The organism is Klenkia soli (assembly GCF_900103975.1).
Taxonomy (GTDB): Bacteria; Actinomycetota; Actinomycetes; order Mycobacteriales; family Geodermatophilaceae; genus Klenkia; species Klenkia soli.
On record NZ_FNIR01000002.1, the window covers coordinates 272687 to 298920 of the forward strand.

The 26234-nt window shown below is 74.8% G+C and carries 29 protein-coding genes; 19 read left to right on the forward strand and 10 right to left on the reverse strand.

Features of this window, described 5'->3' with window-relative positions:
• Window positions 1-27: 27 nt before the first annotated feature.
• Together BLS67_RS04185 and BLS67_RS04190 are read left to right on the forward strand one after the other, a co-directional pair.
• Window positions 28-498, forward strand: coding sequence for a hypothetical protein (locus BLS67_RS04185; protein ID WP_091240220.1), 471 nt, complete (start codon window positions 28-30; stop codon window positions 496-498).
• A 46-nt stretch (window positions 499-544) separates the two neighbouring features.
• Window positions 545-1282 carry a PIN domain-containing protein gene (locus BLS67_RS04190; RefSeq protein WP_091240223.1) on the forward strand — a complete coding sequence of 246 codons (738 nt, stop codon included), beginning with the start codon at window positions 545-547 and terminating at the stop codon, window positions 1280-1282.
• A gap of 125 nt (window positions 1283-1407) precedes the next feature.
• Here the strand turns inward: BLS67_RS04190 and BLS67_RS04195 are convergent, their stop codons facing one another.
• Window positions 1408-1827 carry a VOC family protein gene (locus BLS67_RS04195; protein WP_242653816.1) on the reverse strand — a complete coding sequence of 140 codons (420 nt, stop codon included), beginning with the start codon at window positions 1825-1827 and terminating at the stop codon, window positions 1408-1410.
• 91 nt (window positions 1828-1918) lie between these two features.
• Between BLS67_RS04195 and BLS67_RS04200 the strand changes: the two genes are divergently transcribed.
• Window positions 1919-2884, forward strand: coding sequence for a helix-turn-helix transcriptional regulator (locus BLS67_RS04200; protein ID WP_091240689.1), 966 nt, complete (start codon window positions 1919-1921; stop codon window positions 2882-2884).
• Between the two features lie 74 nt (window positions 2885-2958).
• Here the strand turns inward: BLS67_RS04200 and BLS67_RS04205 are convergent, their stop codons facing one another.
• From BLS67_RS04205 to BLS67_RS04220, 4 genes are all read right to left on the reverse strand, one after another.
• Window positions 2959-3666: an SDR family oxidoreductase gene (locus tag BLS67_RS04205; protein ID WP_091240226.1), complete on the reverse strand. Its 708-nt coding sequence runs from the start codon at window positions 3664-3666 to the stop codon at window positions 2959-2961.
• 38 nt (window positions 3667-3704) lie between these two features.
• On the reverse strand, window positions 3705-4700 hold the full coding sequence (locus tag BLS67_RS04210; protein WP_091240229.1) for an NADP-dependent oxidoreductase: 996 nt from the start codon (window positions 4698-4700) through the stop codon (window positions 3705-3707).
• Window positions 4697-5275, reverse strand: a complete 579-nt coding sequence (locus tag BLS67_RS04215; RefSeq protein WP_091240231.1) for a TetR/AcrR family transcriptional regulator — start codon at window positions 5273-5275, stop codon at window positions 4697-4699. The genes BLS67_RS04210 and BLS67_RS04215 overlap by 4 nt, the downstream gene beginning before the upstream one ends.
• Window positions 5276-5344: 69 nt before the next feature.
• Window positions 5345-6532: an amidase gene (locus BLS67_RS04220; RefSeq protein ID WP_242653817.1), complete on the reverse strand. Its 1188-nt coding sequence runs from the start codon at window positions 6530-6532 to the stop codon at window positions 5345-5347.
• A gap of 78 nt (window positions 6533-6610) precedes the next feature.
• Between BLS67_RS04220 and BLS67_RS04225 the strand changes: the two genes are divergently transcribed.
• Genes BLS67_RS04225 through BLS67_RS04240 form a run of 4 tightly spaced genes read left to right on the forward strand, consistent with a single transcriptional unit; the run spans window position 6611 to window position 10353 of the window.
• The gene (locus BLS67_RS04225; protein ID WP_091240233.1) at window positions 6611-7156 is read left to right on the forward strand and encodes a MaoC family dehydratase; all 546 of its coding nucleotides are present in this window, start codon (window positions 6611-6613) and stop codon (window positions 7154-7156) included.
• A complete protein-coding gene (locus BLS67_RS04230) occupies window positions 7153-8355 on the forward strand; it encodes a CaiB/BaiF CoA transferase family protein (protein ID WP_091240236.1) in 1203 nt (400 codons plus the stop codon). Before BLS67_RS04225 ends, BLS67_RS04230 begins: the two co-directional genes overlap by 4 nt.
• Window position 8356: 1 nt before the next feature.
• Complete coding sequence (locus tag BLS67_RS04235) at window positions 8357-9520, forward strand: acyl-CoA dehydrogenase family protein (protein ID WP_091240238.1); 1164 nt, start codon at window positions 8357-8359, stop codon at window positions 9518-9520.
• On the forward strand, window positions 9517-10353 hold the full coding sequence (locus BLS67_RS04240) for an HpcH/HpaI aldolase/citrate lyase family protein (RefSeq protein WP_091240243.1): 837 nt from the start codon (window positions 9517-9519) through the stop codon (window positions 10351-10353). The genes BLS67_RS04235 and BLS67_RS04240 overlap by 4 nt, the downstream gene beginning before the upstream one ends.
• 98 nt (window positions 10354-10451) lie before the next feature.
• Here BLS67_RS04240 and BLS67_RS04245 read toward each other — a convergent pair whose 3' ends face one another.
• The gene (locus BLS67_RS04245; RefSeq protein WP_091240694.1) at window positions 10452-11000 is read right to left on the reverse strand and encodes a TetR/AcrR family transcriptional regulator; all 549 of its coding nucleotides are present in this window, start codon (window positions 10998-11000) and stop codon (window positions 10452-10454) included.
• A gap of 70 nt (window positions 11001-11070) precedes the next feature.
• Between BLS67_RS04245 and BLS67_RS04250 the strand changes: the two genes are divergently transcribed.
• Window positions 11071-11766 carry an alpha/beta fold hydrolase gene (locus tag BLS67_RS04250; protein ID WP_091240247.1) on the forward strand — a complete coding sequence of 232 codons (696 nt, stop codon included), beginning with the start codon at window positions 11071-11073 and terminating at the stop codon, window positions 11764-11766.
• A gap of 79 nt (window positions 11767-11845) precedes the next feature.
• Here the strand turns inward: BLS67_RS04250 and BLS67_RS04255 are convergent, their stop codons facing one another.
• Window positions 11846-12802, reverse strand: coding sequence for an SDR family oxidoreductase (locus tag BLS67_RS04255; RefSeq protein WP_091240250.1), 957 nt, complete (start codon window positions 12800-12802; stop codon window positions 11846-11848).
• Window positions 12803-12952: 150 nt separating this feature from the next.
• On the opposite strand from BLS67_RS04255, the gene BLS67_RS04260 reads away from it, so the two are divergent.
• From BLS67_RS04260 to BLS67_RS04295, 8 genes are all read left to right on the forward strand, one after another.
• The gene (locus BLS67_RS04260; protein ID WP_091240254.1) at window positions 12953-13777 is read left to right on the forward strand and encodes a helix-turn-helix transcriptional regulator; all 825 of its coding nucleotides are present in this window, start codon (window positions 12953-12955) and stop codon (window positions 13775-13777) included.
• A gap of 126 nt (window positions 13778-13903) precedes the next feature.
• Entirely contained in the window at window positions 13904-15457 is a 1554-nt protein-coding gene (locus tag BLS67_RS04265; protein ID WP_091240256.1) for a lectin-like domain-containing protein, read from the forward strand.
• A gap of 10 nt (window positions 15458-15467) precedes the next feature.
• Window positions 15468-16859: a threonine/serine exporter family protein gene (locus tag BLS67_RS04270; RefSeq protein WP_242653818.1), complete on the forward strand. Its 1392-nt coding sequence runs from the start codon at window positions 15468-15470 to the stop codon at window positions 16857-16859.
• Between the two features lie 69 nt (window positions 16860-16928).
• Window positions 16929-17402, forward strand: coding sequence for an Lrp/AsnC family transcriptional regulator (locus BLS67_RS04275; RefSeq protein WP_091240258.1), 474 nt, complete (start codon window positions 16929-16931; stop codon window positions 17400-17402).
• 67 nt (window positions 17403-17469) lie between these two features.
• Complete coding sequence (locus tag BLS67_RS04280; protein WP_091240261.1) at window positions 17470-17952, forward strand: DUF2231 domain-containing protein; 483 nt, start codon at window positions 17470-17472, stop codon at window positions 17950-17952.
• A gap of 61 nt (window positions 17953-18013) precedes the next feature.
• Window positions 18014-18733, forward strand: coding sequence for a VIT1/CCC1 transporter family protein (locus BLS67_RS04285; protein ID WP_091240264.1), 720 nt, complete (start codon window positions 18014-18016; stop codon window positions 18731-18733).
• 37 nt (window positions 18734-18770) lie between these two features.
• Window positions 18771-19745 carry a DUF2332 domain-containing protein gene (locus BLS67_RS04290; protein ID WP_242653819.1) on the forward strand — a complete coding sequence of 325 codons (975 nt, stop codon included), beginning with the start codon at window positions 18771-18773 and terminating at the stop codon, window positions 19743-19745.
• The gene (locus tag BLS67_RS04295; RefSeq protein ID WP_242653820.1) at window positions 19700-21076 is read left to right on the forward strand and encodes an FGGY family carbohydrate kinase; all 1377 of its coding nucleotides are present in this window, start codon (window positions 19700-19702) and stop codon (window positions 21074-21076) included. The genes BLS67_RS04290 and BLS67_RS04295 overlap by 46 nt, the downstream gene beginning before the upstream one ends.
• Here the strand turns inward: BLS67_RS04295 and speB are convergent.
• Genes speB through BLS67_RS04310 form a run of 3 tightly spaced genes read right to left on the reverse strand, consistent with a single transcriptional unit; the run spans window position 21066 to window position 23907 of the window.
• The gene (speB, locus tag BLS67_RS04300) at window positions 21066-22007 is read right to left on the reverse strand and encodes an agmatinase (RefSeq protein ID WP_091240270.1); all 942 of its coding nucleotides are present in this window, start codon (window positions 22005-22007) and stop codon (window positions 21066-21068) included. The genes BLS67_RS04295 and speB overlap by 11 nt on opposite strands.
• A complete protein-coding gene (locus tag BLS67_RS04305) occupies window positions 22004-22384 on the reverse strand; it encodes a YybH family protein (protein WP_091240273.1) in 381 nt (126 codons plus the stop codon). Before BLS67_RS04305 ends, speB begins: the two co-directional genes overlap by 4 nt.
• Window positions 22381-23907, reverse strand: coding sequence for a purine-cytosine permease family protein (locus tag BLS67_RS04310; RefSeq protein WP_091240276.1), 1527 nt, complete (start codon window positions 23905-23907; stop codon window positions 22381-22383). Before BLS67_RS04310 ends, BLS67_RS04305 begins: the two co-directional genes overlap by 4 nt.
• A gap of 102 nt (window positions 23908-24009) precedes the next feature.
• Here BLS67_RS04310 and BLS67_RS04315 point away from each other — a divergent pair, with 102 nt between their 5' ends.
• The 3 genes from BLS67_RS04315 to BLS67_RS04325 all read left to right on the forward strand — a co-directional run bounded on the left by BLS67_RS04315 (window position 24010) and on the right by BLS67_RS04325 (window position 26196).
• Complete coding sequence (locus BLS67_RS04315) at window positions 24010-24672, forward strand: cyclase family protein (protein ID WP_091240279.1); 663 nt, start codon at window positions 24010-24012, stop codon at window positions 24670-24672.
• Entirely contained in the window at window positions 24669-25229 is a 561-nt protein-coding gene (locus tag BLS67_RS04320) for a helix-turn-helix domain-containing protein (protein ID WP_091240282.1), read from the forward strand. The genes BLS67_RS04315 and BLS67_RS04320 overlap by 4 nt, the downstream gene beginning before the upstream one ends.
• A gap of 100 nt (window positions 25230-25329) precedes the next feature.
• Complete coding sequence (locus BLS67_RS04325) at window positions 25330-26196, forward strand: PP2C family protein-serine/threonine phosphatase (protein WP_165617461.1); 867 nt, start codon at window positions 25330-25332, stop codon at window positions 26194-26196.
• Window positions 26197-26234: the final 38 nt, after the last annotated feature.

A 26234-nucleotide genomic window follows, 5' to 3' on the forward strand; every position in this document is an offset into this window, starting at 1 on the left:
GCTTGACCGGACCGGTTCCATGCATGCGTGGGACGACGGCGGGACGAGCAGGAGCCGAGGCTGGTCTTCCTGAGCCCCGAGCAGTACCGGGAGCGGTTCGGGCGGGACCCCGAGCCGCCCGAGGAGTCGACCGAGCCGTGGCCGGACCCGGGGAACTGGGTCGGCTGGACCCAGCCCTGGCCGCCGCCCACGGTCGTGGTGGTCATGGCCGAGCACGCCGACGTCGTCCTGTGGAACCGGTCGCCCGGGCGGGACCCCTGGCGGGACAGATACACCCTCGACCCGGCGGTCCTCGGCATTAGCCCTGGCCTGGCAGGTCGGCTCCGGGGGTGGAACGGGCGGTACGGCCTGCACGAGATGCCGGCCGCCTGGGTCGACGAGGGCTGGACGCTCGCGCACGACGTCCAACGGGAGTTCGATGCCCGCGGTCTGGACGTCGAGGTCCGCTACCACGACGCCGACGGAACCGAACCCGCCGTGCGAGGCCGCCACCGCTGAGATGCCTCGGACTTGCTGCTCTCGCCGGAGCAGGTAGACACCGCAGATGCGCATCGGTCTGTACGTGGATGCCTACAACGTCTACTACGGCGCCCGGTCCCACTGCGGCCGCGGCACCTCGGGCTGGCGGTGGCTGGACCTACCGGCGCTGGCCCTAGGACTGGTCAACCCGCATCTGTGGCCGGACCCGTCCCTCGCCCGGTTCGTCTACTGCACGGCCGACCGTGACCGGGAGGGCGATCCGACGTCCATCGCGGACCAGGCCACGTACATCGGTGCGTTGCAGGCCGCCTACCCGCAGGCCGTCATCGCGAAGGGCTACTACGTCCCGCGCGTCAAGACCGGCGTGCTGGTCGACCAGGATCACCCACCCCGGAGGGTCCTGTCGCCAGGTGCAGCGGACATCCCCGGTTGGCTGCCGGCGCGGGAGACGGAGGGACCATCGGGTGACGACGAGCTGTTGGTGTCGCTGACGACGTTCGAGGAGAAGGGCTCCGACGTGAACGTCGCGAGTCACCTGCTCATCGACGTGCTGGTCGGGAAGGTCGATGCCGCGGTCGTGGTCTCCAACGACAGCGACCTCCAGTTCCCGCTCCAGCAGGCCCGACTGCACGTGCCGGTGGCCACGATCAACCCCACCAAGCGTCCGACCCCGGCCGCGTTGAAGGGGCAGCCCACGGACGGGGTGGGGCGGCACTGGTGGCGCAGGCTCACCCCGGCCCACTTTCGCGCCCATCAGCTCCCTGACCCCATGGGAGGACTGTCGCGACCCGAGGGCTGGTAGCTCGACACCGACCGAGCGTGGTCACTACAGTGGCGTCATACCACCCGGTTCTCTCGCCCTCGGGCGAGGGGCCGGGTCTTTTCGTTGAGGTGCGCGACGAGGCCTGCCCGCCGGGGTCCGGCGGGCTATCCGGCGGTGGGCGGAGTGCGGCGTCCACCAGCGGGCGGGGAGAACAGGTTGACCAGGGTGCCGTCGGGATCGCGCAGCAGGGCCGACCGGTTGCCCCACGGCATGGTCGTCGGGGGCAGCACCCAGGTGGCCCCGGGGAGCGCGCGCTGGATGCGGGCGACCTCGGCGTCGACGTCCTCGACCCGGAACTCGACGATGCTCGCCCGGTTGCCGGTCGTCGGGTCGAGGTGGTCGCCCAGCCGGGCCACGGTGCTCGCACTGGCGATGGCCAGGGTGACGCCCGGCCACCGCAGCTCGGCGAACTCGGGGGTGGCCCAGGCGGGCACCACCCCGGTGACCTCGGCGTAGAAGCCGACCAGGTTGTCGATGCGGTCGGTGATCAGGCGGATCGAGGCGAACGGGATCGAGCTGGACACGGGTTCCTCCCGGGGTCGGTGGGTGCGGCAGGGCCACGCTCGCACCGCACCAGGACGCAATCCGCCCGGTATCGATGACACGATGTCGCTCGTGGCCAAGCCGACCGCGCGGGTGCTGGCGCTGCTGGAGACGTTGCAGTCCGGCGGCCGGTGGACCGTCGCCGACCTCGCCGGCCGGCTGGGCGTCGACGAGCGCACGGTCCGGCGCTACGTGCAGCACCTGCTCGAGCTGGACGTGCCGGTCCGCTCGGTGCGCGGCCGCCACGGCGGCTACCAGCTCGCCCCGGGGTTCCGGCTGCCCCCGCTGATGTTGACCGACGACGAGGCGGTGGCGGTCGTGCTGGGCCTGGTCGCCGCGCGCCGCCTGATCCCCTCGGTCGTGCTGGACGAGGCGTCGGCGACGGCGGCAGCCAAGATCCGCCGGGTGCTGCCCGAGGCGCTGGGGCGACGACTGACCGCACTGCTGCAGGCAGCTCGGTTCACCGGTCCGGACGGCGACGCCGACGGCGCAGTGGCCCGCACGTTGCTGGTGCTGGCCGACGCGGCGGCGGCCCGGCAGCCGGTGGTGGTCGACTACACCGACCGGCACGGCGCACAGACCGAGCGGACGCTGCACCCCTACGGCCTGGTCGTCCACTCGGGTCGGTGGTACGTGGTGGCCGCCGACGCGGGCGACGACGGGATGCGCAACTTCCGGCTGGACCGGATCTCCGCCCCGTCGCCGAGGCCGGGGACGTTCGCCGTCCCCGAGGGGTTCGACCCGGTCGAGTACGTCACCGCGGGGCTGGCCGCGACACCGTGGCGGCAGGAGGTCGAGGTGCTCGTGGACGGTGTCGTCGACGACGTCGTGCAGCGCCTGCCCCCGGGCCTGGCCGACGTGCGGGAGGAGCCAGGCCGGCCGGGATGGGTCCGGTTGCAGCTGCGGGCCGAACGGCTGGACTGGGTGCCGGCCCTGCTCGCCGGACTGCAGCGCCCCTTCGTGGTGGAGGCACCCGAGGAGCTGAGGCGCGAGGTGGCAGCCGTCGGTCGCCGGTTGACCAGCGCCGCTGCCCGGTGATCCCGGGGGCGCCGACGACGTGCACCTCGCGCCGACCCGGGGCGACGAGCTGGTCGTCGCCCCCGGGTGAGCCCTCAGGCCTGGGCGAGCTGGGGGTACACCGCCTCGAGCGGGGCGCTCAGACCGGCCTTGAGCTGCACCGACGTCTCGTCGGCCAGCACCTCGTACGCCCCGGCCTCCAGGCCGTCGAGCACGCGCTGCACCAGCACGGCGGGGTCGAGCTTGGGGTCGGTGGCGTGCTCGGCCATGGGGGTGTCGACGTAGCCGACGTGGACGCCGAGCACGTGCACCCCGGCGGGCTGCAGCTCCAGGCGCAGCGAGTTGGTCGCCGACCACAGGGCCGCCTTCGTCGCGCTGTAGATGCCGGCGACGGCGTACCAGCTCAGCGCCGAGTGGACGTCGACCAGCGCGGCCCCCTCGGCGGCCGACAGGGTCGGGGCGAAGGCGCGGGCGAGGACGAGCGGGCCGAGGAAGTTGGTCTCGACGTTGCGCCGGATCTCCTCGTCGGTGTGCTGCAGGATCCCCGGGCTGGAGACGGAGGTCCCGGCGTTGTTGACCAGCACGGTCACGTCGGGGGCGGCGGCGACGGCCGCCCGGACCGACGCCGGGTCGGTCACGTCGAGCTGCAGCGGGACGACGCGGTCGTCGTCCCAGGTGCGGGGGGTGCGGGCGCTGGCGTAGACCTTGGCCGCGCCGCGGGCGAGGGCCTGGTGCACGAACTGGGTGCCGATGCCGCCGTTGGCGCCGGTGACGAGGACGACGGATCCGTCGAGGGAGGGCATGGCTGTGCTCCTGTGCTGGTGAGGGGTGGGGTGGTGGGTCAGGAGCGGGTGATCGTGACCTTGCCCTTGGCCCGGCCGGTCTCGACGTGGGCCAGGGCTACGGGCGTCTGCTCGAAGGGGAAGTCGCGGTCGAGCACCGGGGTGAGCACGCCGGCGTCGACGAGGGCGGCGATCTCGGCCAGCTGGGTGCCCGAGGCGCGCATGAAGAGGAACGAGTAGCGGACGCCGAGCTTCGCGGCCTTGCGGCGGACCCCGGCGCTGAGCAGGCGGAACACCGTGCGCAGCACCGGGTTCAGCCCCGCCCGGACGCCGAAGTCGTGGTCGGGCGGGCCGGCGATGCCGATGGCCAGGCCGCCCTTGCGCAGCACGCCGAGGGAGCGGGTGAGGTTCTCCCCGCCCTGGCCGTCGAGCGCGAGGTCGTAGCCGCGCACGAGGTCGGTGAAGTCCTGGGTGCGGTAGTCGACGACCAGGTCGGCGCCCAGGGCGCGCACCCACTCGACGTTCGACGTCCCGGTCGTGGTGGCGACCGTCGCGCCCAGGTGCTTCGCGAGCTGGATCGCGACCGTGCCGACCCCGCCGGACCCGGCGTGCACGAGCACCTGCTGGCCGGGCTGGACCCGCGCCACCTCGACGAGCGCCTGCCAGGCGGTCAGGGCGACCAGGGGCAGCGCGGCGGCCTCGGTCATCGAGAGGGTGGCGGGCTTGGTGGCCAGGTCGTCCTGGTGGACGGCGATGCGCTCGGCGAAGGTGCCGATGCGGTGGTCGCGCGGCCGCCCGAACACCTCGTCACCGACGCTGAACCGGGTGACCGCGTCGCCCACCCGCAGCACGACGCCGGCGAGGTCGTGGCCCAGCGTCAGCGGGGTGCGGTAGGGCAGGAGCTGCCTGAACTCGCCGTCCCGGATCTTGGCGTCGAGCACGTTGACGCTCGCCGCCCGGACGTCGACCAGCACGTCGTGCGGCCCGACCTCGGGCTCGGCGACCTCCGCCAGGTGCAGCGGGCGCTTGTAGCGGTCGACGACGAAGGCCTTCACGGGGTGTCCTCTGCGGGGGCGAGCTGGGCGGTAAGGGTGGCGAGGGCACCGTCGAGGACGGCGGCCGACAACGCCGGGTCGTCGAGGGAGCGGGCGAGCTGGAGGGTGCCGACGAGCGTGGCCAGCACCTGCAGCGCCGCAACCCGGCCGAGGCCCGGCAGCAGCTCACCCATCGCGTCGGCCATCTGGACCAGGCCGGCGGTGTAGGCGGCCTGGACCGCCGGGGAGCTGCGGGCGATCTCGTCGAGCAGCGCCCCCGACGGGCACCCGCTCGCCGGGTCGTCGCGGTGCGTCGCGGACAGGTAGCTGCCCAGGTAGGTGCGGACCGAGTCGGCGCCGGGCGGCAGCGACCGGAGCACCTCGGTCTGGGCCCGCAGCTGGTCGGCCACCGTCGCGGCCACCAGGTCGTCCTTCGAGGCGAAGTGTGCGTAGAAGGCGCCGTTGGTCAGCCCGGCGTCGGCCATCAGGGTCTTGACCCCGGAGCCGTCGATGCCGTCGCTCTTCAGCCGCCGGCCCGCGGTCTCCAGGATCCGCCGCCGGGTCTGCTCCTTGTGCTCGCCGTCGTAGCGCGCCATGTCGACCTCCTTTGTCGTACGACCGTCATCTAATCACCGTACGACCGTACGCGCAAGGCTCTGCGCAGGTCAGCGGTTCGTCGGTGGGCGGCGGGTGTGGTGGTCGGTCCGCTGCTGGAACCAGAGGCCGGCGGCGAACAGCACGTCCTCGGCGTCCTCGGGCGCGGTGAGCTGCACCCCGACCGGCATCCCCGACACCGGGTGGAAACCGACCGGCAGCGCGAGCGTGGGCCCGGCGTGCAGCGACCACGGGTAGGTGAGCTGGCCCAGGCGGCGGGAGACCCGCAGGACGTCGTCGGGGTCCCGGCGGGGGACGTCGACCGGCATCGTCGGCGTGAGCAGCAGGTCCACGTCGTCCAGGGCGGCGGAGATCTGGCCCTGCAGTACCCGTCGCGCCTCGACCGCCTCGGCCCGCTGAGCTGCGGTGATGTCCCGCCCCAGGCCGATGCGCACCAGGCTGTCCGGGTGGAACCGGTCGGGCTCCTCGGCGAGCCGGGTGGCGTGGATGCGGGCCAGGTCGGCGTAGACCAGCGTGTAGACGATGTCCTGCGCGTCGAGCAGACCCTCCACCTCCACCGGCACCACCTCGGCGCCGAACGCGGCCAGCGCGGCGTCGACCACCGCCTGCACCCCGGGGTCGACGTCGGTCATCAGCTGCACCGGGATGCCGATCCTGCGCGGAGCCGTGGGCACCGGCAGCCCTGCCGTCGATCCGGTGAGCACCCGCTGGGCCCGCGCCACCAGGTCGACGGTCCGGGCCAGCGGGCCCACGGTGTCGACGTCGTCGCAGACCGGGAAGACGCCGTCCAGCGGGATCGAGCCGTGCGTGGGCCGCAGGCCGACCACCCCGCAGCACGACGCCGGCAGCCGGATCGAGCCGCCGGTGTCGGTGCCCAGCGCCAGGTCGACGACCCCCGCGGCCACCGCCGCGCCCGAGCCGCCCGACGAGCCGCCGGGGATGCGGTCGAGGTCCCACGGGTTGGCGCACGGTCCGGCGGCCGAGTTCTGGTTGGTCACCCCGACCGCGAACTCGCTCAGGTTCAGCGTCGCGACGAGGGAGGCCCCCGCGGAGGTCAGCCGCCGCACCACCTCGGCGTCCTCGGCAGGGACCCGATCGGCGAAGAACGCCGAGCCGCACGTCGTCGGTCCGCCCGCGACGTCGACGTTGTCCTTGACCCCCACCCGGACGCCGGCCAGCGGGCCATCGCCAGCGGGCCGGTCCACCCACCTGATCACCGCGTTCACCGGGTCGTCCACCAGCACTCCAGTCGTCGCAGGGGCTTGCGCACCTAATCATCAGACAATTAGCGTCGCGGTGTCGAGGGAGGCACACACATGGCCACGCACCCCGCCGTCCTGGGGCGGTTCTTCGAGGACTACGTCGTCGGCGACGTCTACCAGCACCCGCTCGGCCGCACGATCTCCGAGGCCGACAACACCTGGCTGACGATGCTGACGATGAACACCAACCAGCAGCACGTCAATGCGCACCTGGCCGCGCAGAACCCGATCACCGGGGGCCGGGTGATCGTCAACTCCGGGCTGACGATCGCGCTGACGCTGGGGCTGAGCGTGCTGGACATGAGCCAGAACGCCGTCGCCAACCTGGAGATGACCGACGTCCGGCTGACCCACCCGGTCTACGTCGGCGACACGATGTACGCCGAGAGCCTCTGCACCGGGCTGCGGGCATCGAAGTCCCGCCCCTACGCGGGCATCGTCTCGATGGTCACCCGCGGGCTGAACGCCGAGGGCGACGAGTGCATCTCGTTCAAGCGGTCGGTCATGGTCGCGACACGGGAGAGCGGGATCGGGCAGGGGCACTTCCCCGAGGCCAAGACCGGGCCCCTGCAGGACCCGGCAGCATCGGCGCAGCAGTGAGGCCGCTCGAGGACGTCCGGATCATCGCGCTCGAGCAGTACGGCGCCGGCCCCTTCGGCAGCGTGCACCTGGCCGACCTCGGCGCCCAGGTGATCAAGATCGAGGACCCGCGCACCGGCGGCGACATCGGCCGCTACGTGCCGCCCTACGTGCACGGCGAGGACTCGCTGTTCTACGAGACCTTCAACCGCAACAAGCAGAGCCTGAGCCTCGACATCTCCACGCCCGCCGGCCGCGAGGTGTTCGAGGACCTCGTGCGCACCAGCGACGCCGTCTGGTCGAACCTGCGCGGCGACGTCCCGGCCAAGATCGGCATCCGGTACGCCGACCTCGCCCACCTCAACCCGGCGATCGTCTGCTGCAGCCTGACCGGCTTCGGCATGACCGGGCCGCGGGTGAACGAGCCCGGCTACGACTACGTGCTGCAGGGCATCGCCGGCTGGATGAGCCTCACCGGCGACCCCGACGGCCCGCCCACAAAGACCGGTCTCTCCCTCGTCGACTTCTCCAGCGGCTTCGTGGCCGCGCTCAGCCTGCTGTCGGGCCTGCACGCCGCACGGCGGGACGGCGTCGGCGGCGACTGCGACGTCTCGCTCTACGACACCGCCATGTCGCTGCTGACCTACCCGGCCACCTGGGCGATGACGGCGGGGTACGAACCGGTCCGCACCGTCGACTCCGCCCACCCCTCGCTGGTCCCCTTCCAGGCGTTCCGGGCCGCCGACGGCTGGCTGGTCGTCGGCTGCGCCAAGGAGAAGTTCTGGCAGCGGCTGGTCGCCGTCCTGGGGCGGCCGGACCTCGGGGACGACGAACGGTTCGCGTCGTTCGCGCTCCGCGACCGGAACCGCGACGAGCTGCTGCCCACGCTCAAGGCGGTCTTCGCCAGCGGCACGGTGGAGCACTGGCTCACCCAGCTGCAGGCCGCGGGGGTGCCGTCGTCCCCGATCAACGACGTGGTCCAGGCGCTGGCCGACCCGCAGGCCGCCGCCCGCGGGCTGCTGCTGGAGACGGAGCACCCGCACTGGGGCACCGTGAAGCAGGTGGGCAGCCCGGTGCGCTTCGGCGAACCCTTCACCGAGCACCGCCGCGCCCCGCACCGCAACGAGCACCAGGACGACGTGACGACCTTGCTCGGCTACTCCCCGGACAAGGTGGCCGCCCTGGCCGCCGCCGGGGCCTTCGGACGACAGGAGAGCTGACGTGGACTTCACCCTGAACGAGGAGCAGCGGGACTTCCAGCAGACGCTGCGCCGCTTCGTCGACCGCGAGATCGTGCCGGTGGCCTCGGAGTGGGAGCGCACCGGCCGCTACCCGACCGAGATCGTCGAGCACCTGAAGCAGCTGGGCCTGTTCGGGCTCACCACGCCCGAGGAGTACGGCGGCCTGGCGCTGGACATGGTCAGCTTCACGCTGGTCTACGAGGAGATCGCCCGCGGCTGGATGGGCATCGCCGGCATCCTCGGCAGCCACGGCCTGTCGGCCTGGATGATCGCCAAGCACGGCACCCAGGAGCAGAAGGACCGCTTCCTGCCCAAGCTCGCGACCGGTGAGTGGCGCACCGGCGTCGGCCTCACCGAACCCGGCGCCGGCACCGACCTGCAGGGCATCGCCACCACCGCGGTGCGCGACGGCGACCACTACGTCGTCAACGGCACCAAGACCTGGATCACCAACGCCCGGCACGCGGACGTGCTGCCGGTGCTGGTGAAGACCGACCCGAAGGCCGAGCCCCGGCACCGCGGCATGTCGCTGCTGCTGGTGGACACGTCGTCCGAGGGCTTCGAGGTCAGCCGCGACCTGGGCAAGCTCGGCTACAAGGGCACCGAGTCGTGCGAGATCAGCCTGGTCGACGTCCGGGTGCCGGTGGGGGACCTCCTCGGCGGGGTCGAGGGCCTGGGCATGAAGCAGGCGTTGAGCGGGCTGGAGATCGGCCGGCTGAACATCGCCGGCCGCTCGGTCGGGGTCGCGCAGGCCGCCTACGACGCCGCGCTGAAGTACGCCGGCGAGCGCGAGGCGTTCGGCCACCCGATCGCCGAGTTCCAGGCCATCGCGCTCAAGCTCGCCGAGATGGCCACCCAGCTGCAGGCCGCCCGGCTGCTCACCTACTGGGCCGCCTCCCAGGCCGACGCCGGCAAGCGGGTCGACGCCGAGTCGGGCATGGCCAAGGTGTTCGCCTCGGAGACCGCGCTGACCCTGTCGCTGGAGTCGATGCGCATCCACGGCGGCTACGGCTACTCCACCGAGTTCGTCGTCGAGCGGCTCTACCGCGACGCCCCGCTCATGGCCATCGGCGAGGGCACCAACGACGTGCTGCGCACCGTCATCGCGAAGTCTCTGGTCAGCGGCGCGACGGTCGTCGGGTGACCGTCCGGTCCTGGCTCTACGTGCCCGGCGACCGGCCCGACCGGTTCGCCAAGGCGCTGGCCACCGGCACAGGAGCCGTCGTCCTCGACCTGGAGGACGCCGTCCCCCCGGCCGGCAAGGACGCCGCCCGCGCAGCCGTCGTCGACTGGCTGGCCGGCGACCGCGTCGACGCGCAGGTCTGGGTGCGGGTCAACACCGGCAGTCGAGGTCAGGACGACGTCGCCGCGGTCGCCCGGGGTGCCCGGCTCACCGGTGTGGTGCTGCCGAAGGCGTCGTCCCGGGCGCTGCTGGAACGGGTGCACGACCAGCTGCTGGCCGCCGAGGAGAGCGCGGGTCGTCCGCCGGGCAGCATCGGGGTGAGCCCGCTGGTCGAGAGCGCTGCCGGCGTGCTGGCCGCGCCCGCCCTGGCCGGCGGGCCGCGGGTGCGGTGCCTGCAGCTGGGCGAGGTCGACCTGGCCGCCGACCTGGGCGTGCACCCCGGACCCGAGGGCGCCGAGCTGCTGCTGGCCCGCTCCGCCGTGGTGCTGGCCTCGGCCGCGGCCGGCATCGCGCCCCCGCCGGCCGCGGTGTCGGTGGAGTTCCGCGACCTGGCCGCGTTCGAGGCCGAGACCCGGCGGCTGACCGCGCTGGGCTTCCGCGGCCGGGCCTGCATCCACCCCGCGCAGGTCGAGGTGGTCGAGCGGGTCTGCCGGCCGACGCCCGACGAGATCGCCGCCGCCCGCGACGTGCTCGCCCGGCTCGAGGCCAGCCCCGGGGTGGCCGTGGGCGCCGACGGGAAGCTGCTCGACGAGGCGGTCGCCCGCCAGGCCCGCAGCACCCTCGCCCTCGCCTGAGCCTCGGTGCGGGGCTGGGGCGGGCGCGGCGTGGATCAGCTGGGTGCACCACCGGCCGTCCTGGCGCGCCGGCGTCGGCGCGCCAGGACGGAGGTGGATCAACCCAGCTGATCCACGCCCAGCAGCGCGACGAAGTGGCCGAACGCCGCGTCGGTGCGGGCCGTGTCGCCGGTGGCGTCGAGGTCGGCCAGCAGCCCGCGGATCACCGCCAACGCCAGGGTGGCGGGCCCGGGTCCGCCGAGGCCCTCGTGCAGCGGGGCGAGCCAGTCCGTGGTGGCCACCTGCCGGAAGCCGGGCCACAGCTCGTCGACCGCGCCCTCGCGCCGCTCGCCGAAGATCCGCAGGTAGGGCCGCCCGGCGGCACCGCTGATCCCGTCCCACGCCCGCTGCAGCGTCACCGGGTACGCCTCGCCCGCGCGCACCCGCAGCAGGTCGCCGAAGACCGCGAGCTGGCGCTCCCGCGCTCGGCGCAGGACGGCCCGGAGCAGGGTGTCCCGGTCGCCGAAGTGGTAGACGAGCATCCTGGTCGAGGTACCGGCCGCGGCGGCCAGCGGGCCCATGCGGTCGGGCAGGCCGTGCTCGAGGGCGTGGTCCGTGCACGCGTCGAGCAAGGCCTCTCGCAGGTGCGGCTGCGGTCGTCGTCCCACGGTCCGCATCTTTTCGCGTAACAACCGTTACGTCTACCGTTCCCGGCAGGGTCGAGGACGGGAGATCGGGATGCGGATCGTGTTCGTGCACGGGGCGTGCGTGCGGGACGGCGACTGGTGGTGGCACCGCACGGCGGCGCTGCTGGCCGAGCGGGGCGTGCTCAGCACGGCTCCGGCGCTGCCCAGCTGCGGGGAGACCGGGCTGGCCGTCGGACCCGGAGGCCCGGGCCTGCCCGAGGACGTCGCCGCCGTGCGGTCGGTGCTCACCGCCTCGGACGAGCCCACCGTGGTGGTCGCGCACAGCTACGGCGGCGTCGTGACCGCGCAGGCCGCAGCCGGGGTGCCGGCGGTGGCCCACCTGTTGCTGATCTCCAGCTACCTGCCCGAGGTGGGCCAGGGCCTGGCCGACTTCGGCGACGACGCCCCCGCGCCGTTCCTGGACGTCGACCCCGACGCCGGCACCCTCGCCGTCCGGCCCGAGCTGCTGGTCGAGACCTTCCTCGCCGACTGCGACCCCGACGTGCAGCAGCAGGGAGTCGACCACCTGGCCCGGCAGTCCCTGCAGGTCGTGGGCCAGACGGTCACCGCCGCGGCGTGGCACGACGTCCCCTCGACCTACCTGGTCTGCGCGGGCGACCGCGGCACCTCCGCCGCCCGCCAGCGGCGCTACGCGGAGCGGGCCGGCACCGTGGTCGAGGTCGACGCCGGTCACCACCCGTTCCTGTCCCGCCCCGAGGTGGTGCGCGACCTGGTCCTCGGGCTCTGACGCCGCGCGGCGTGGATCAGCTGGGTTCACCACCGTGCGTCCTGGCTCACCGGCGTCGACGAGCCAGGACGGAGTTCGATCAACCCAGCTGATCCATGCCGCCCGGGGCGGCGAGGGCGGGCACCCCGGCCATCGCCACCGAGACGTCCCAGATGCGGGCGGCGTCGTCCGGGCTGGTCAGCCGGCCGTACAGCTGCTGCTCGGCCGGGTGGCCGCCCAGGTGACCCGGGCCGGCCGGGCCGAAGAACCGGCCACCGGCGCCCGGGGCCGTGGCGGCCAGCAGTGCCGGCTCGGCCGCGCTCTCGACGGTGCCCACCAGGCCGATCGCCGACAGCGCGCGCACGGCCCGGCGGCCGACGGTGTCGCGGCTGCGGCCGAGCTCGGGCCGGGCGGCCAGCAGGTTGGTGGGGGCGATCCCGGGGTGGGAGAGGGTGCTGGTCAGGCCCCAGCCGTGCGCCCGGCTGCGCCGGTCCAGCTCCAGCCCGAACAGGCCCATGGCGATCTTGGAGGAGCTGTAGGCGCGTCCGCCGCTGTAGTCGCGAACCCAGTCCAGGTCGTCCCAGTGCACCGCCCCCTGGTTCGCGGCCACGCTGATCTGCCACACCACCCGCGCCCGGCCGGCCTGCAGCAGCGGGAGCAGCTGCCCGACCAGGGCGACGTGGCCGAGGTGGTTGGTGCCGAACTGCAGCTCGTGGCCGTCGGCGGTGGTCTGCCGCTGCGGCGGGGTCATGACGCCGGCGTTGTTCACCAGCAGCCCGATCGGCGTCCCCTCGTCCCGCAGTACCCGGCCGAGCTCGGCGACCGAGGCCAGCGACGAGAGGTCCAGCTCGCGCAACGAGACGTCGACACCGGGCACCTGGGCCCGGATGCCGTCCACGGCAGCGCGGCCCTTCGCCGGGTTGCGCACCGGCAGCACCACCTCGGCGCCGGCGGCGGCCAGCCGGGTGGCGATGACCCGGCCGGTGCCGTCGCTGCCGCCGGTGACGACGGCGCGGGTGCCGGTGAGGTCGGGGATCTGGATCGGGGTGCGGGCCACGGGGAGCTCCTCGGTGTCGGGGGACTCCAGGCTGGGTGCGCGCAGGCACCCGCACCACGGCCTCCTCAGCCGGGGATCGGCAGGCCCTGCCTGCGCGGACCCCCGCCCGGTAGAACGGGGGGACACCGACCCGGGGAGCGCAGCGTGGACATGGACCGCAGCGGGCTGGCGGACTTCCTCCGCCGGTGCCGCGAGTCGCTGCAGCCCGAGGACGTCGGCCTGCCGCGCGGGCAACGCCGCCGCACGTCCGGCCTGCGCCGGGAGGAGGTCGCCGCGCTGGCCCACATGTCGGTCGACTACTACGCCCGCATCGAGCGCCAGCGAGGCCCGCAGCCCTCGGGGTCGATGGTGGCCTCGATCGCCCAGGCGCTGCACCTGTCCCTCGACCAGCGCGACCACCTGTACCGGCTGGCCGGCCACCACCCGCCGGTGCGCGGCGGCGCCGGCGAGCACCTGAGCCCCGGCGTGCTGCGCATCCTCGACCGGCTCGACGACACCCCGGCCGAGGTGGTCACCGAGCTGGGGGAGACCCTGCGCCAGACCCGGCCGGGCGTCGCCCTGCTCGGCGACGCGTCGCTGCGCACGGGGCCGGCGCGCAGCCTGGGCTACCGGTGGTTCACCGACCCCACGACCCGCGACCGGTACCACCCCGACGACCACGACCTGCTCGGCCGCGCGTGGGCGTCGGGTCTGCGGCACGTGCTCGCCCTGCGCGGCCCGGGCTCGCGGGCCGCCACCCTGACCGAGGACCTGCTGGCCCGCAGCGCGGAGTTCCGCCGGGTGTGGGAGCTGCACGAGGTCGGCGTGCACCCCGGCGAGCGCAAGCGCCTCGTGCACCCCGAGCTGGGCCTGCTGGAGCTGCAGTGCCAGACGCTGCAGGACCCGCACCAGGGCCACTCCCTGCTGGTCTACACCGCAGCGCCCGGGACCGAGACCTACGAGAAGCTGCAGCTCCTGGCGGCGGTCAGCACCTGACCGCGCTGCTGTGCGGCCGATGGGGCCGCTGGTGCGGGCGGGTCCCCGTGCAGCCGATGGACCCCGGAGACCGCCGATGACCAGGGGGACCAGGCGCCTGCCGGTCGGTGGACCCGAGGGGGAGCGATGCGGCTGCGCAGCATCGGACGCGCTGTGCTGGTCGGCACGCTGACGGCGGTCGTCGTCGGCATGGCCGGCCCCGCCTCCGCGGGTGTGTCGGGCAACGGGCCGGTGGGGTCCGGATCGTTGCTGGTGGACGAGACCTTCACCGGCGCCTCGGTGGACGACCCCGAGCTGCGTGCGCTGGGCGATGCCTGCCTGACCGCCGCCACGGCACCGGCCACCGGCACCGGCCCGGGGTCGTGCACGTCCACGACGCCGGCGGCCGACGGCCGGGGCGGATGGCTGCAGTTGACCCCTGCCGTCGACTTCCGCTCCGGTGCGGTGCTGGCCAACCGTCCGCTGCCGGCTGGCAACGGCCTGGTCGTGCAGTTCGACCAGCTCCAGTACGGCGGGTCGGGCGGCGGCGACGGCATCGGGTTCTTCCTGGTCGACGGTGACACCGAGGTGACGGCCCCGGGCTCGAACGGCTCCGGCCTCGGCTACGCCCAGCGCACCTACGGCGGCGTGCAGTACCCGGGCGTGGCCGGTGGGTACCTGGGCGTCGGCGTCGACGCGGTGGGCAGCTTCGCCGTCGACGACGAGGGCAAGGGCGCGGGCTGCAGCACCCCGTCCCCGGTCGCCTCCCGCATGCCCAGCAGCGTGTCGGTCCGCGGGCCCGGCGACGGCATGACCGGGTACTGCTACCTCGCCAGCGCCGCGATCGGCGCGCCCGGGGTGCGGGGCTCCTCGCCCGCGGATGCCGTGCGCACCATCCGGGTCACCGTGTCCCCCGAGGCGCTCCCGCTGGTCACCGTCGCCGTCGACCAGCACGACGGCACCGGCCTGCACACCGTGCTGTCCGTGCGCACCACGCAGGCGCCCCCGCCCACCTACCGGTTCGGTCTGGCGGCCTCGACCGGCACCTTCAACGACGTGCACCTGGTCCGGGACCTCCGGGTCAGCAGCGTCGACCCCCTGGGGGACCCCGACCTGCTGGGTCAGGTCGTCTCCACCCCGGCCGACGGCAACGCCTACACCGCCGGCGAGACCATCCGCACCCGGTACGTGGTCACCAACACCGCCCCGGCGGCCGTCAGCGGGGTGGGTGTGGCGCTCTCCTCGCCCCGGGGGGCGGCGGCCGACCCGGTCACCTGCCCGCGGACCACGCTCGGCGTCGCCGGTTCCGGCACCGCCTCCATGGTGTGCACCGCCGGCCACGTGGTGACCGCCGACGACCTCGCCCACGGCCCTGCGTGGCGCACCACCGCGACGGCGTCGGCGTCCAGCGGCGGTGGTGCCCCCACCCGCGCCTCCGCCCCTGTCGAGCTGTCCGCGGTCGTGGTGGTGGGGCCACCGGTGCCGCCGGGGTCGACCGGCACCACCGGGACGACCAGCGCCACGGGGACCACGGCTCCCGTGGCGCCACCGGTGCCCCAGCTGGCCGCCACGGGAGCCACCCCGGGGCCGGCGCTCCTCGCGGCGGGGCTCATGCTCGGCGCGGGTGCCGTCCTGCTCGGGGCCGGTCGCCGCTCGGAGGGAGCCAGCCGGCTCCGACCTGGGTCTCGTACCGGTCCGTAGCCTGCGGAGGGTGAGCGAGCGGTCGCAGGGATGGGGACGGCTGCCCGAGCGGGCCCGCCGGGCGGTGTCCGGCTCCGGGCCGCCCACCGAGCCGCTCGCGCTGCGGGCCGCGCCCAGCGGGGTCGACGCCGCCACCGCCCGGTCGGCGCTGTCGCTGGGCCTCCGGGTCGGCGAGGCGATGATGGCCGTGGGCGCCTCCGCCGCCGACGTCACCGCGACCGTGCTGCGGGTGGCCGCCGCCTACGGGCTGACCAGCTGCCAGGTGGACATGACCTTCACCTCGCTGACCATCGGCTACGACCCCGACGACGTGCCGCCGATCGTGCTCATGCGCATCGTGCGGCCCCGCGGGGTCGACTACGAACGGCTGCAGGGCATCACCGACCTCGCTGCCCGGGTCACCGGCGGTCGGCTGGGGCTCGAGGACGCCCACCGCGGTCTGGACGAGGTCCTCTCCGCCCCGCACCCCTACCGGCGGGCCATCCACGCCCTGGGCTGGCCCGGCGTCGCGGCCTGCGTGGCCTTCCTGCTGGGCGGGAGCTGGCTGGTCGCGGTCGTCGCCGGCACCACCACGGCCGTCGTCGAGCGGACCATCCGGCTGCTCAACCGGCGCGGGCTGCCGGTGTTCTTCCAGCAGGCCGCGGGTGCGGCCATCGCCACCGGCACCGCCGTCCTCCTCGTGGTGGCCGGGGCGCAGATCCGCGCCTCGCTGGTGGTCGCCGCCGGCATCGTCGTCCTGCTGGCCGGGCTCTCGCTGGTGGGCGCGGCCGAGGACGCCATCAGCGGGTTCCCCGTCACCGCGGCGGCCCGGGCGTTCGAGGTGGTCACGCTGACCACCGGCATCGTCGTCGGCATCGCCGCGGTGCTCGACGTCGCGCGGCGCTGGGAGGTGCCGCTGCGGGTGATCGACCCGGCCACGGTCACCGTGCCGTTCGCGGTGTCGCTGGCCGCCGCCGCGGCGATGGGCGGCTCGTGGGCGCTGGCCTCGTACGGCCGGCCGCGGGCCATCGGGGTCGCCGTGGCCGCCGGGGCGCTGGCCTGGGCCACCGCGGCCGCCGCCGACCTGGTCGGGGCCGGGCCCGCCGTCGCCGGGGGAGCCGCGGCGGCGGTCGTCGGCTTCTGCGGCGAGGCGCTGGGCGACCGGCTGCGGGTGCCGGCGCTGCTCGTCGCGGTCTGCGGCATCGTCCCGCTGCTGCCGGGTCTGGCGATCTACCGCGGGCTGTTCGCCGTGGTGGTGGACGGCGACGTCGCCGGGGGCACCGCCGGTCTCGTGGGGGCCGCCGCCGTCGGGTTGGCGCTGGCCGCGGGCGTCGTGCTGGGCCGCTACCTCGGCCGACCGCTGGGTGGCGGGCTGGACCGCTTCGAGCGTCGGGTGCGCCGGCGGGCGTCGCTCGTCGACTGATACCGGCCCGGCCGTCTACTGTTCCCGTCGCCGGGGGACCGGCGGGCGACGGGATCCGTAGGGGGAGACATGGGCGAACGGCAGCCGGTGGTCCTGGACGACACCTCACGCGCGATCATCGAGCAGCTGCAGCAGGACGGCCGCCGTCCCTACGCCCGGATCGCCGAGGCCGTGGGCCTGAGCGAGGCCGCCGTCCGGCAGCGCGTGCAGCGGCTGCAGGACGCCGGGGTCATGCAGATCGTCGCGGTGACCGACCCGCGGCAGGTCGGCTTCCCGCGGCAGGCGATGGTCGGCATCCGGGTGCGCGGCGACTCCCGCGTGGTCGCCGACGTGATCGCCACCTTCGACGAGGTCGACTACGTGGTCATCTCCGCCGGCTCGCTGGACCTGCTCGTCGAGGTGGTGTGCACCGACGACACCCAGCTGCTGGACACCGTCAGCCGCATCCGCGCCGTCGAGGGCGTCGAGTCCACCGAGACGTTCCTGTACCTCGGCCTGGCCAAGCAGACCTACGCCTGGGGGACGCGGCGCGTCGAGCCCTGATCCACAGGCTGCGCACACGTGCACATGGGTTGATGGGGGCCACCCGTCACCACGCCCGGAGGACCCTGTGCCCGAGACCCTGTTCGGCCTGCCCGCGCACCCGCTGATCGTGCACGCCACCGTGGTCCTCGTACCGCTGGGCGCGTTGCTCGTGCTGCTGCACGCCCTCTGGCCGGCGGCCCGCCGCCGGCTGGGCATCGTGACCCCGCTGGTCGCGCTCGTCGGCCTCGTGCTCACGCCGTTGTCGACCGCGAGCGGCGAGAACCTCGAGCACGCGCTGGGTCGCAGCGAGCTGATCGAGAAGCACTCCGAGCTGGCCGACGGCCTGCTGCCCTGGATGATCGGCCTGTTCGTCGTGGCGGTGGCCGTCTACGTCCTGGGCCGACGCGCAGTGGGCCCGCGGGCGCTCGGCATCGTCGCGGCCGTGCTCGCGGTGGTCGCCGTCGTCGGGGTGACCCAGCAGGTCGTGCGGATCGGCCACTCCGGGGCCGAGGCCACCTGGTCCGACGTCGACACCAGCGCGCCGGCCCAGGGCGGGGACGGCGACTGACCCCGCTGAGCCCAGGCTCGCCTTCGTGGCAGGGGGCGCGCGGACGCCCTACCGTCGCGCCGTGACCGAGCTGCCCGTGACCCACTCGAACGAGCCGCACGCCGGTGCCCTCGGCACCCGGTTGAACTGGCTGCGGGCCGGTGTCCTCGGCGCGAACGACGGGATCGTGTCCACCGCCGGCCTGGTGGTGGGCGTCGCCGGCGCGACCACGGCGCACGCCCCGGTGCTCACCGCCGGGGTCGCCGGTCTCGTCGCGGGCGCGGTCTCCATGGCGCTGGGCGAGTACGTGTCGGTGAGCAGCCAGCGCGACAGCGAGCAGGCGCTGCTGGAGAAGGAGCGCCGCGAGCTGGTCGAGATGCCCGAGCAGGAGCTCGCCGAGCTGGCCGCGATCTACGAGACCAAGGGGCTCTCGCCGGCCACCGCGCGCACCGTCGCCGAGGAGCTGACCGCCCACGACGCGTTCGCCGCGCACGTCGAGGCCGAGCTGGGCATCGACCCCGACGAGCTGACCAACCCCTGGCACGCCGCGGGCGCCTCGGCGCTGGCGTTCACCGTCGGCTCGCTGCTGCCGCTGGCCGCGATCCTGCTCGCCCCCACCGGCCTGCGGGTGCCGGTGACGTTCGTCGTCGTGCTGCTCGCCCTGGCCCTCACCGGCGCGGTGAGCGCCCGGCTGGGCGGCTCGCGCACCGGCCGCGCCGTCGTCCGGCTGGTGGCGGGCGGTGCGGTGGCCATGGCGGTCACCTACGCCATCGGCGCGCTGGTCGGCGGGGTCGGTCTCTGACCGAGGTGATCACGGACCTGGGGGAGGGACCATGCCGGTGACCGATGACCCGGGGTCCGTGCTCGCCGACGTGGCCCGGCGGTGGCGGCACTTCGCCGAGCTCGAGGCGCCGGTCCGGTCGCCGCACTACGCGCGGCTGGCCGCGGGTCTCGCCGGGGACGACGACCTGCTCGGCTTCCTGGCCGCGCTGCCCCCGCTCAAGTGCCAGCCGAACCTGCTGCTCGGCGTCCTGGCGCTGCTGCACGGTCGCGCCGCCACCGATCCCGACGAGCTGCGCCGGTGGGTGCTGGACGACGCCGACCGGGTGCGCGCCGAGGTGCTGGCCCGGTCCACCCAGACCAACGAGCCGGCCCGCTGCGCCGCGCTGCTGCCGGCGATCGCCGACCTGCCCGGTCCGCTGGCGCTGATCGAGGTTGGCGCCTCGGCGGGGCTGTGCCTGCACCCGGACCGGTACGCCTACGACTACCGGCCGGGCGGGTCGATCGGCGACTCCCCGGTGCGGATCACCTGTGCGGTCACGGGCTCCCCGCCGCTGCCGGCCCGGCTGCCCGAGGTCGCCGTCCGGGTCGGCATCGACCTGAACCCGCTCGACCCCGCCGCGGACGCCGACTGGCTGCGTGCCCTCGTGTGGCCCGGCCCGGGGCACGACGAGCGGGTGCAGCGGCTCGGTGCGGCCGCCGGCATCGCCGCGCAGGAGCCCGCCCGCATGATCGCCGGCGACCTGGTCGACGCGCTGCCCGCGGTCGTCGCCGGGCTGCCCGCCGGGGTCACGCCCGTCGTGCTCCACACCGCCGTGCTCACCTACCTGCCGGCCGACCGGCGCTCGGCGTTCGTCGACCTCGTGCGCGGCCTGCCGGTGCGGTGGGTGTCGCAGGAGGGCCCGGGGGTGCTCGCCGAGATCCCGGTGCCGGACCGGGCGGAGGACGACGAGCGGTTCCTGCTCGCCGTGGACGGCTGCCCGGTGGCGTGGACCGCCCCGCACGGCGGCGCGCTCGACTGGCTGCCCGGCTGATGACCGACGTCGTGCTCGGGGCGGACTCGGGCACCAGCGGGCTGAAGCTGGCCGCGCTGGACACCACCGGCGCGGTGGTGGCCGAGGCGGAGGTCGGCCACGACGTCGACACCCCCGAGGTCGGCTGGGCGCAGACCGACGTCGCCGTCTGGCGGGCCGCGTTCGACGCCGCGCTGGGCCGGCTGGACCTCGCCGGGCACACGGTGCGGGCGCTCGGGCTGGCCGGGCAGATGCACGGCGCCGTGCTGGTCGACGGCGCGGGCGCGGCGCTGGCCCCGGCCCTGCTCTGGCCCGACCAGCGGGCCGCCGCGCAGGTCGAGCGGTGGCGCGGGCTCGCGGACCACGACCGGGCCGCGCTGGCCAACCCGCTGGTGCCCGGGATGACCGGCCCGCTGACCGCCTGGCTCGCCGAGCACCGGCCCGACCTGGTCGCGCGGGCGGCCGGCGTCCTGCTGCCCAAGGACGCGCTGCGCGCCACGCTGCTCCCCGACGCCCACCCGCTGGTCACCGATCGCAGCGACGCCTCGGCCACCCTGCTGTGGGACGTGCCCGCCGACGACTGGTCGGCGCCCGCCCTCGCGCTCGCCCGCGCCCGGGCGCCGGAGGTGCGGCCGTCGGACGAGGTCGTGGGGACGACGGTGCTCCGCGGGGTCGGCGAGGTACCCGTGGTGGTCGGCGGGGCGGACACACCGCTCGCGCTGCTGGCCACCGGCACCGCGTCCGGTCTGCAGGTCAACCTCGGCACCGGCGTCCAGCTGCTCCGCCCGGGTGCCACCCCGGCGCCGGTGCTCGACCCGGTGGTGCACACCTACGCCGACGCCGGCGAGGGCTGGTACGCCATGGCCGCGCTGCAGAACGGCGGCCTGGCCTGGGACTGGGTCCGCCGGGTGCTCGGGTTCGACTGGGCGGAGCTGCTGGCCACCCTGGAGGCTCCCGGCGCCGGCGGGGTGCGGTTCGCGCCGTGGCTGACCGGTGAGCGCGGCGGGGTCGCCGGCCCCGACGACCGCGGCGCCTGGACCGGCCTGCACCCCGGCACGACCCGCGCCGACCTGGGCCGGGCCGCGCTGGAGGGCGTGGCCACCGCCGTCGCGGCGGCGGCCGACCTGCTGGGGACCGCCGACGACGCCCCCGTGGTGCTCACCGGGGGTGGGGCCCGCACGCCGGCGGTGCAGCAGCTGCTGGCCGACGCCCTGGGACGCCCGGTGCAGCACGTGCAGGTGCGCAGCGCCTCGGCCACCGGCGCCGCGCTGCTCGCCGCCCGCGGGGTCGGCCTCGCCGTCGCCCCGCACCGGCAGCTCGGCCCGGTGGTCGACCCCCGGGTCAGCGGTTGAGGGCCAGGACGCTGAGCAGCTCGTAGGCGACGTGCGAGGCGGCGACCGCGGTGAGCTCGGCGTGGTCGTAGGCGGGGGACACCTCGACGACGTCGGCGCCGACCACGTCCAGCCCGACCAGCCCGCGCAGGGTGTTCAGCAGCTCGCGGCTGGTCAGCCCACCGGCCTCGGGCGTGCCGGTGCCCGGGGCGTGCGCGGGGTCCAGCACGTCGATGTCCACCGAGACGTAGACCGGGCCGTCGCCCAGCCGCCGGCGCATGCGCTCGACCACGCTGGCCACGCCGTCCACCTCGTAGTCGTCGCTGCGCACCACCTGGAAGCCGAGCACGGCGTCGTCCTCGAGGTCCTGCTTGGAGTACAGGGGGCCGCGGATGCCCACGTGCATCGACCGCTCGAGGTCGATCAGCCCCTCCTCGCTGGCCCGGCGGAACGGGGTGCCGTGCGTGTACGGGGCGCCGAAGTAGGTGTCCCAGGTGTCGAGGTGGGCGTCGAAGTGCAGGACGGCGACCGGGCCGTGGTCGCGGGCCACCGAGCGCAGGATCGGCAGCGCCACGGTGTGGTCGCCGCCCAGGGTGAGCACCTGGGCGCCGTCGGCCCGCAGGGCCGAGATCCCGGCGTCGATGGTGCCGATCGCCTCCTCGATGTCGAACGGGTTGACCCCGAGGTCGCCGGCGTCGGCGACCTGCTGGGTGCCGAAGGGCATCGCGTCCAGCGCCGGGTTGTAGGGCCGCAGCAGCTTCGACCCCGCCCGCACGTGCCCCGGGCCGAACCGGGCGCCGGGCCGGTAGCTGACGCCGGAGTCGAACGGGATGCCGACCACGGCGACGTCGGCCCGCGACACCTCGTCCAGCCGGGGCAGCCGGGCGAAGGTGGCCGGGCCGCCGTAGCGGGGGACCTGCGTCGCGTCGACGGGGCCGATCGGGGTGCTCACTGCGGGTCTCCTGAGGGTGAGAGGTGCTCGTGCGCGACCAGCCAGCGGTCGCCGTCCCGGGTGAGGACGACGGTCTCCCGCTCCTGCGTGGTGGCCTCGCCCTCGTGGGTGGCCACCGTGGTGGTCACGTGGTGGGTGAGCACCGGAGTCTCCCCGACCCACTGCAGCTGCTGGTCGGTCGAGGTGCAGGCCAGCACCCGGAAGCCGTCGTCGGCCACCCAGCTGCGCCAGGCCGCGCGGTACTCCTCGCGCGAGCCGAACCGCGGGCTGCCGGGCAGCACGAAGGTGGCGTCGGGGTGCAGGCAGGCGAAGTAGGCGTCCTCCTGCGACGACGCGAACGCCGCGACCAGGGCGTCGAGGGCATCCAGCGGGCTCATGCCGGCAGGTCCGCGCCGGGCCGGCGGACCGGGTCGGTGATCGGCGGCGCCTCACCCGGCGCGCTGGGCACCCAGCGCGGGCCCTGCGGGCCGAAGACGTAGCGCGGCTCGGGGAACAGGAACAGCGACCCCAGGTAGATCACCGCGGCCAGCAGCAGCGCCACCGGCAGGCTGACGTCCACCCCGCCGAACGCGTCGGTGAACGGCCCGACGATCAGCGGCGGGTAGTTGGCGAACAGCAGCCCGATGACCGCCGAGGGGATCCAGGCGACCATGCCGCGCCAGTTGACCCCGCCGGAGAACCAGTAGACGCCGCCCTCGCGGCCCTGGTTGAACACCTGCACGGCGGCGGGGTCGTAGAACCCGCGGCGGGTGACGTAGCCCAGCGTCATGATCACCATCCACGGCGTCGTGCAGATGACGATGGCGCCGATGAAGGCGTTCACGCTGCCGACCAGGTCGAACGCCAGCCGGCCGACCACGATGAACACGAAGCTGATCGCCCCGATGACCAGCGAGGCCCGCACCCGCGACAGCCGCGGCAGCACCGAGGAGAAGTCCAGCCCGGTGCCGTAGAGCGAGGTCACACCGGTCGAGAGGCCACCCAGGACGGCGACCACCATCAGCAGCAGCGCGTACCAGAGCGGCGAGGCCTGGACCAGGGCGAACACGTAGTCGGCCTCCCCGGCCACCAGCGTCGCCGTCCCCACGCCGAACAGGAACGGGACCAGCGTGGCCAGCTGGGCCACCACCGTGGCCGACAGTTGCGACCGGCGGGAGGTGTCGGCCGGGATGTAGCGCGACCAGTCGCCGAGGAAGGCGCCGAAGGAGACCGGGTTGCCCATGACGATGAGCACGCTGAGCACGAAGGTCGGGGCGAACGAGCCCAGCGCGTAGGCGTCGGGGCCCGGGTCGTAGGAGAGGTCGAAGACGCTCGCGTAGGCCACCAGCCCGAGCAGGATCAGCACCGTGTTGCCGACCACGACGACCTTGTTGACCAGCAGCATGAACTGGTAGCCGTAGACCACCACCACGATCACCAGCGCGCCGAGCACCGCGTAGACCAGCGCGCGGGTCAGGTCGCCGTCGGGCAGCCCGAACAGCCGGTTGCCGGCCGCGACCAGGGCGTCGCCGGAGACCCAGACCGAGATCGAGTAGAACGCGATCGCGGTGAGCAGCGACAGGAACGAGCCCAGGATCCGGCCGCGGACGCCGAAGTGCGCCGAGGAGGACACCGCGTTGTTCGTGCCGGTCCGCGGCCCGAACAGGCCCATCGGCGAGAGCACCAGCCCGCCCAGCACGACGCCGAGCACCGTGGCGAGCACGGCCTGGCCCAGCGACAGCCCCAGCAGGACGGGGAAGGTGCCCAGGATGATGGTGGCGAAGGTGTTGGCCCCGCCGAACTGGATGCGCAGCAGGTCCAGCGGCCGCGACGTGCGTTCGGCGTCGGGGATGGTGTCGATGCCGTGCTGCTCGACCTCCAGCGCGCGGGGGCGCTTGGTCGGGTCTGCGCTGCGGGCCATGGCGCTCTCCTCGCTCGGGGGTGACGGGGGCCACCCACCGGTACCGTAGAGCCTGGGTTGCACCAGAGGCAACGAATGTTCACCGGGACGAAACGAGGACATGTGCGCGTCACACGGCTGGTCGACCTCTCCGTGCCGGTCGACGCCGGCACGCAGGTGTTCCCGGGCGACCCCGTGGTCGCCTCGCACCCGCACACCACGGTGGCCGCCGACGGCTACAACGTGCAGGCGCTGACGATGGGCTCGCAGTCGGGCACGCACGTCGACGCCCCGTTCCACTTCGTCGAGGGCGGGCTGCGGGTCGACGAGCTGGACCTCACCCGGCTGACCGGCTCCGCCGTGGTGGTCGACGTCCGGGGCCGGGCGCCGCGCAGCCGGCTGACCTGGGCCGACCTCGAGCACGCGACGATCCCGCCCGGCGCGCTCGTCCTGCTGCACACCGGCTGGTCGGCGCACTACGGCACGCCGGCCTACTTCGACCACCCGTTCCTGGACGCCGACGCCTGCCGCCGGCTGCTCGACGACGGGGTGCGCACGATCGGGCTGGACGCCCCCAACATCGACCTCACGCCCACCGCCGACGACCCCGGCGAGGGCTACCCGGTGCACCACCTGGTCGCCGCCGTCGACGGGGTGGTCTGCGAGAACCTGACCAACCTGGCCGCGGTCGACTTCCCCGACCCGTTCGTCTCCCTCCTGCCGCTGCGGCTGACCGGCGCCGACGGCGCCCCGGTGCGCGCGGTGGCGATGCAGGTCCGCCCGTGAGTCGCCCGACCCCGCCCGAGGCGCGGATCGGCGGCCGGCTGCGGGCCGCCCGGCAGGCCCGCGGGCTGACCCTGGACCAGGTGGCGTCGGCCACCGAGCTGACCAAGGGCTTCATCAGCCGGCTCGAGCGCGACGAGGTGTCGCCGTCGGTGGCCTCGCTGGTCGCCGTCGCCGGGGTGCTGGGCCTGGGCATGGGCGAGCTGTTCGACCCGCCCGCGACCCAGCTGGTGCGGGCCGGCACGGGCACGCCGATCGCGTTCGGCGGCCAGCGCGTGCACGAGACGCTGCTGACCCCCGGCCCCCAGCGCGAGCTGCAGGTCATCCACTCCGACCTGGCCCCGGGCGGCACCGGGGGCACCGACCTGTACACGCTGCGGTCGGCCGTGGAGTTCGTCTACGTCGTGGCCGGGGCGCTGGACGTCGTCCTGGGCGACGAGACCGTGTCGCTGTCCGCCGGCGACGCGCTGACCTTCCCGGGCCGGACGCCGCACACCTGGCGCAACGGGTCCGACACCGCACCGGCCGAGGTGCTCTGGGTGCTCAGCCCGGCGCCCTGACCCCCCGTGCGGGTCGGGCCAGGCCGTTCGCCCGGGCGACGGCGCCCGTCGGCTGGTCTACTTGCCGGTACCAGGTCGGGGCGAGGAACGGGGGGTGTGCGTGGCGCTGTCGTTGAACGCCGCCGCGCGCTCGCACACCGGGCCCCGGCCGGACAACCAGGACTCCGGGCTGGTGTCGCCCTGCCTGGTCGCCGTCGCGGACGGCGTCGGCGGCAACGTGGGCGGGGCCGTCGCCTCGTCGCTGGTCATCGGGTGGCTGGCCCCGATGGGCCGCGAGCTGAGCGCCGACGAGCCCGACGGCGATCTGGCCAGCCTGGTCGCCGCGTGCAACGAGCGGATCCGCACCGCGGTGGGTCACCGCCCGCGGCTCGAGGGCATGGCCACCACGCTGTCGGCGATCGGCGTGCTGGGCGACCGGGCCGTGCTGGTGCACATCGGCGACTCCCGCGCCTACCGCTGGCGGGCCCCCGAGCTCGTGCAGCTCACCCGCGACCACACCCTCGTGCAGGCCCTGATCGACGCCGGCTCCATCACCGAGGCCGAGGCGCTGGTGCACCCGCAGCGGTCGGCGGTCTACGCCGCGCTGCACGGCGGCACCGACGACGTCGAGGGCCTCGAGGTGCTGTCGGTCGACCTGCTGCCCGGCGACCGGCTGCTGGTCTGCTCCGACGGCCTGTCGGGGGCGCTCCCGCCGCAGGTCATGGCCGAGCTGCTGGCGGTCGCCGAGAACCCCGACCAGGCCGCGGCCACCCTGCTGGGCGCGGCGCTGGCCGCCCCGGCGTCGGACAACGTGACCGTCGTGGTCGCCGACGTGCTCGACGACATGGTCGACGGCATCCCGCCCACCCGGTACCGCACGGTGGGCGCGGCGTCCTCGGCCCGCGACGAGACCGTCGAGGTGCTCGAGGCGCTGTGGCCGGGGCCCGCCACCGGTGCGTTCCGCCCGGTGACCGCCCCGATCGGCTGAGCCCCGCTACAGCTCGGGCGGGTTCCCGCCGACAGTGC

Coding starts and splice junctions, on each gene's coding strand:
- BLS67_RS04190 (WP_091240223.1), top strand. CDS start 545: ATGCGCATCGGTCTGTACGTGGATGCCTACAACGTCTACTACGGCGCC.
- BLS67_RS04205 (WP_091240226.1), bottom strand. CDS start 3,666: ATGCCCTCCCTCGACGGATCCGTCGTCCTCGTCACCGGCGCCAACGGC.
- BLS67_RS04215 (WP_091240231.1), bottom strand. CDS start 5,275: ATGGCGCGCTACGACGGCGAGCACAAGGAGCAGACCCGGCGGCGGATC.
- BLS67_RS04225 (WP_091240233.1), top strand. CDS start 6,611: ATGGCCACGCACCCCGCCGTCCTGGGGCGGTTCTTCGAGGACTACGTC.
- BLS67_RS04250 (WP_091240247.1), top strand. CDS start 11,071: ATGCGGATCGTGTTCGTGCACGGGGCGTGCGTGCGGGACGGCGACTGG.
- BLS67_RS04260 (WP_091240254.1), top strand. CDS start 12,953: ATGGACCGCAGCGGGCTGGCGGACTTCCTCCGCCGGTGCCGCGAGTCG.
- BLS67_RS04265 (WP_091240256.1), top strand. CDS start 13,904: ATGCGGCTGCGCAGCATCGGACGCGCTGTGCTGGTCGGCACGCTGACG.
- BLS67_RS04275 (WP_091240258.1), top strand. CDS start 16,929: ATGGGCGAACGGCAGCCGGTGGTCCTGGACGACACCTCACGCGCGATC.
- BLS67_RS04305 (WP_091240273.1), bottom strand. CDS start 22,384: ATGAGCCCGCTGGATGCCCTCGACGCCCTGGTCGCGGCGTTCGCGTCG.
- BLS67_RS04310 (WP_091240276.1), bottom strand. CDS start 23,907: ATGGCCCGCAGCGCAGACCCGACCAAGCGCCCCCGCGCGCTGGAGGTC.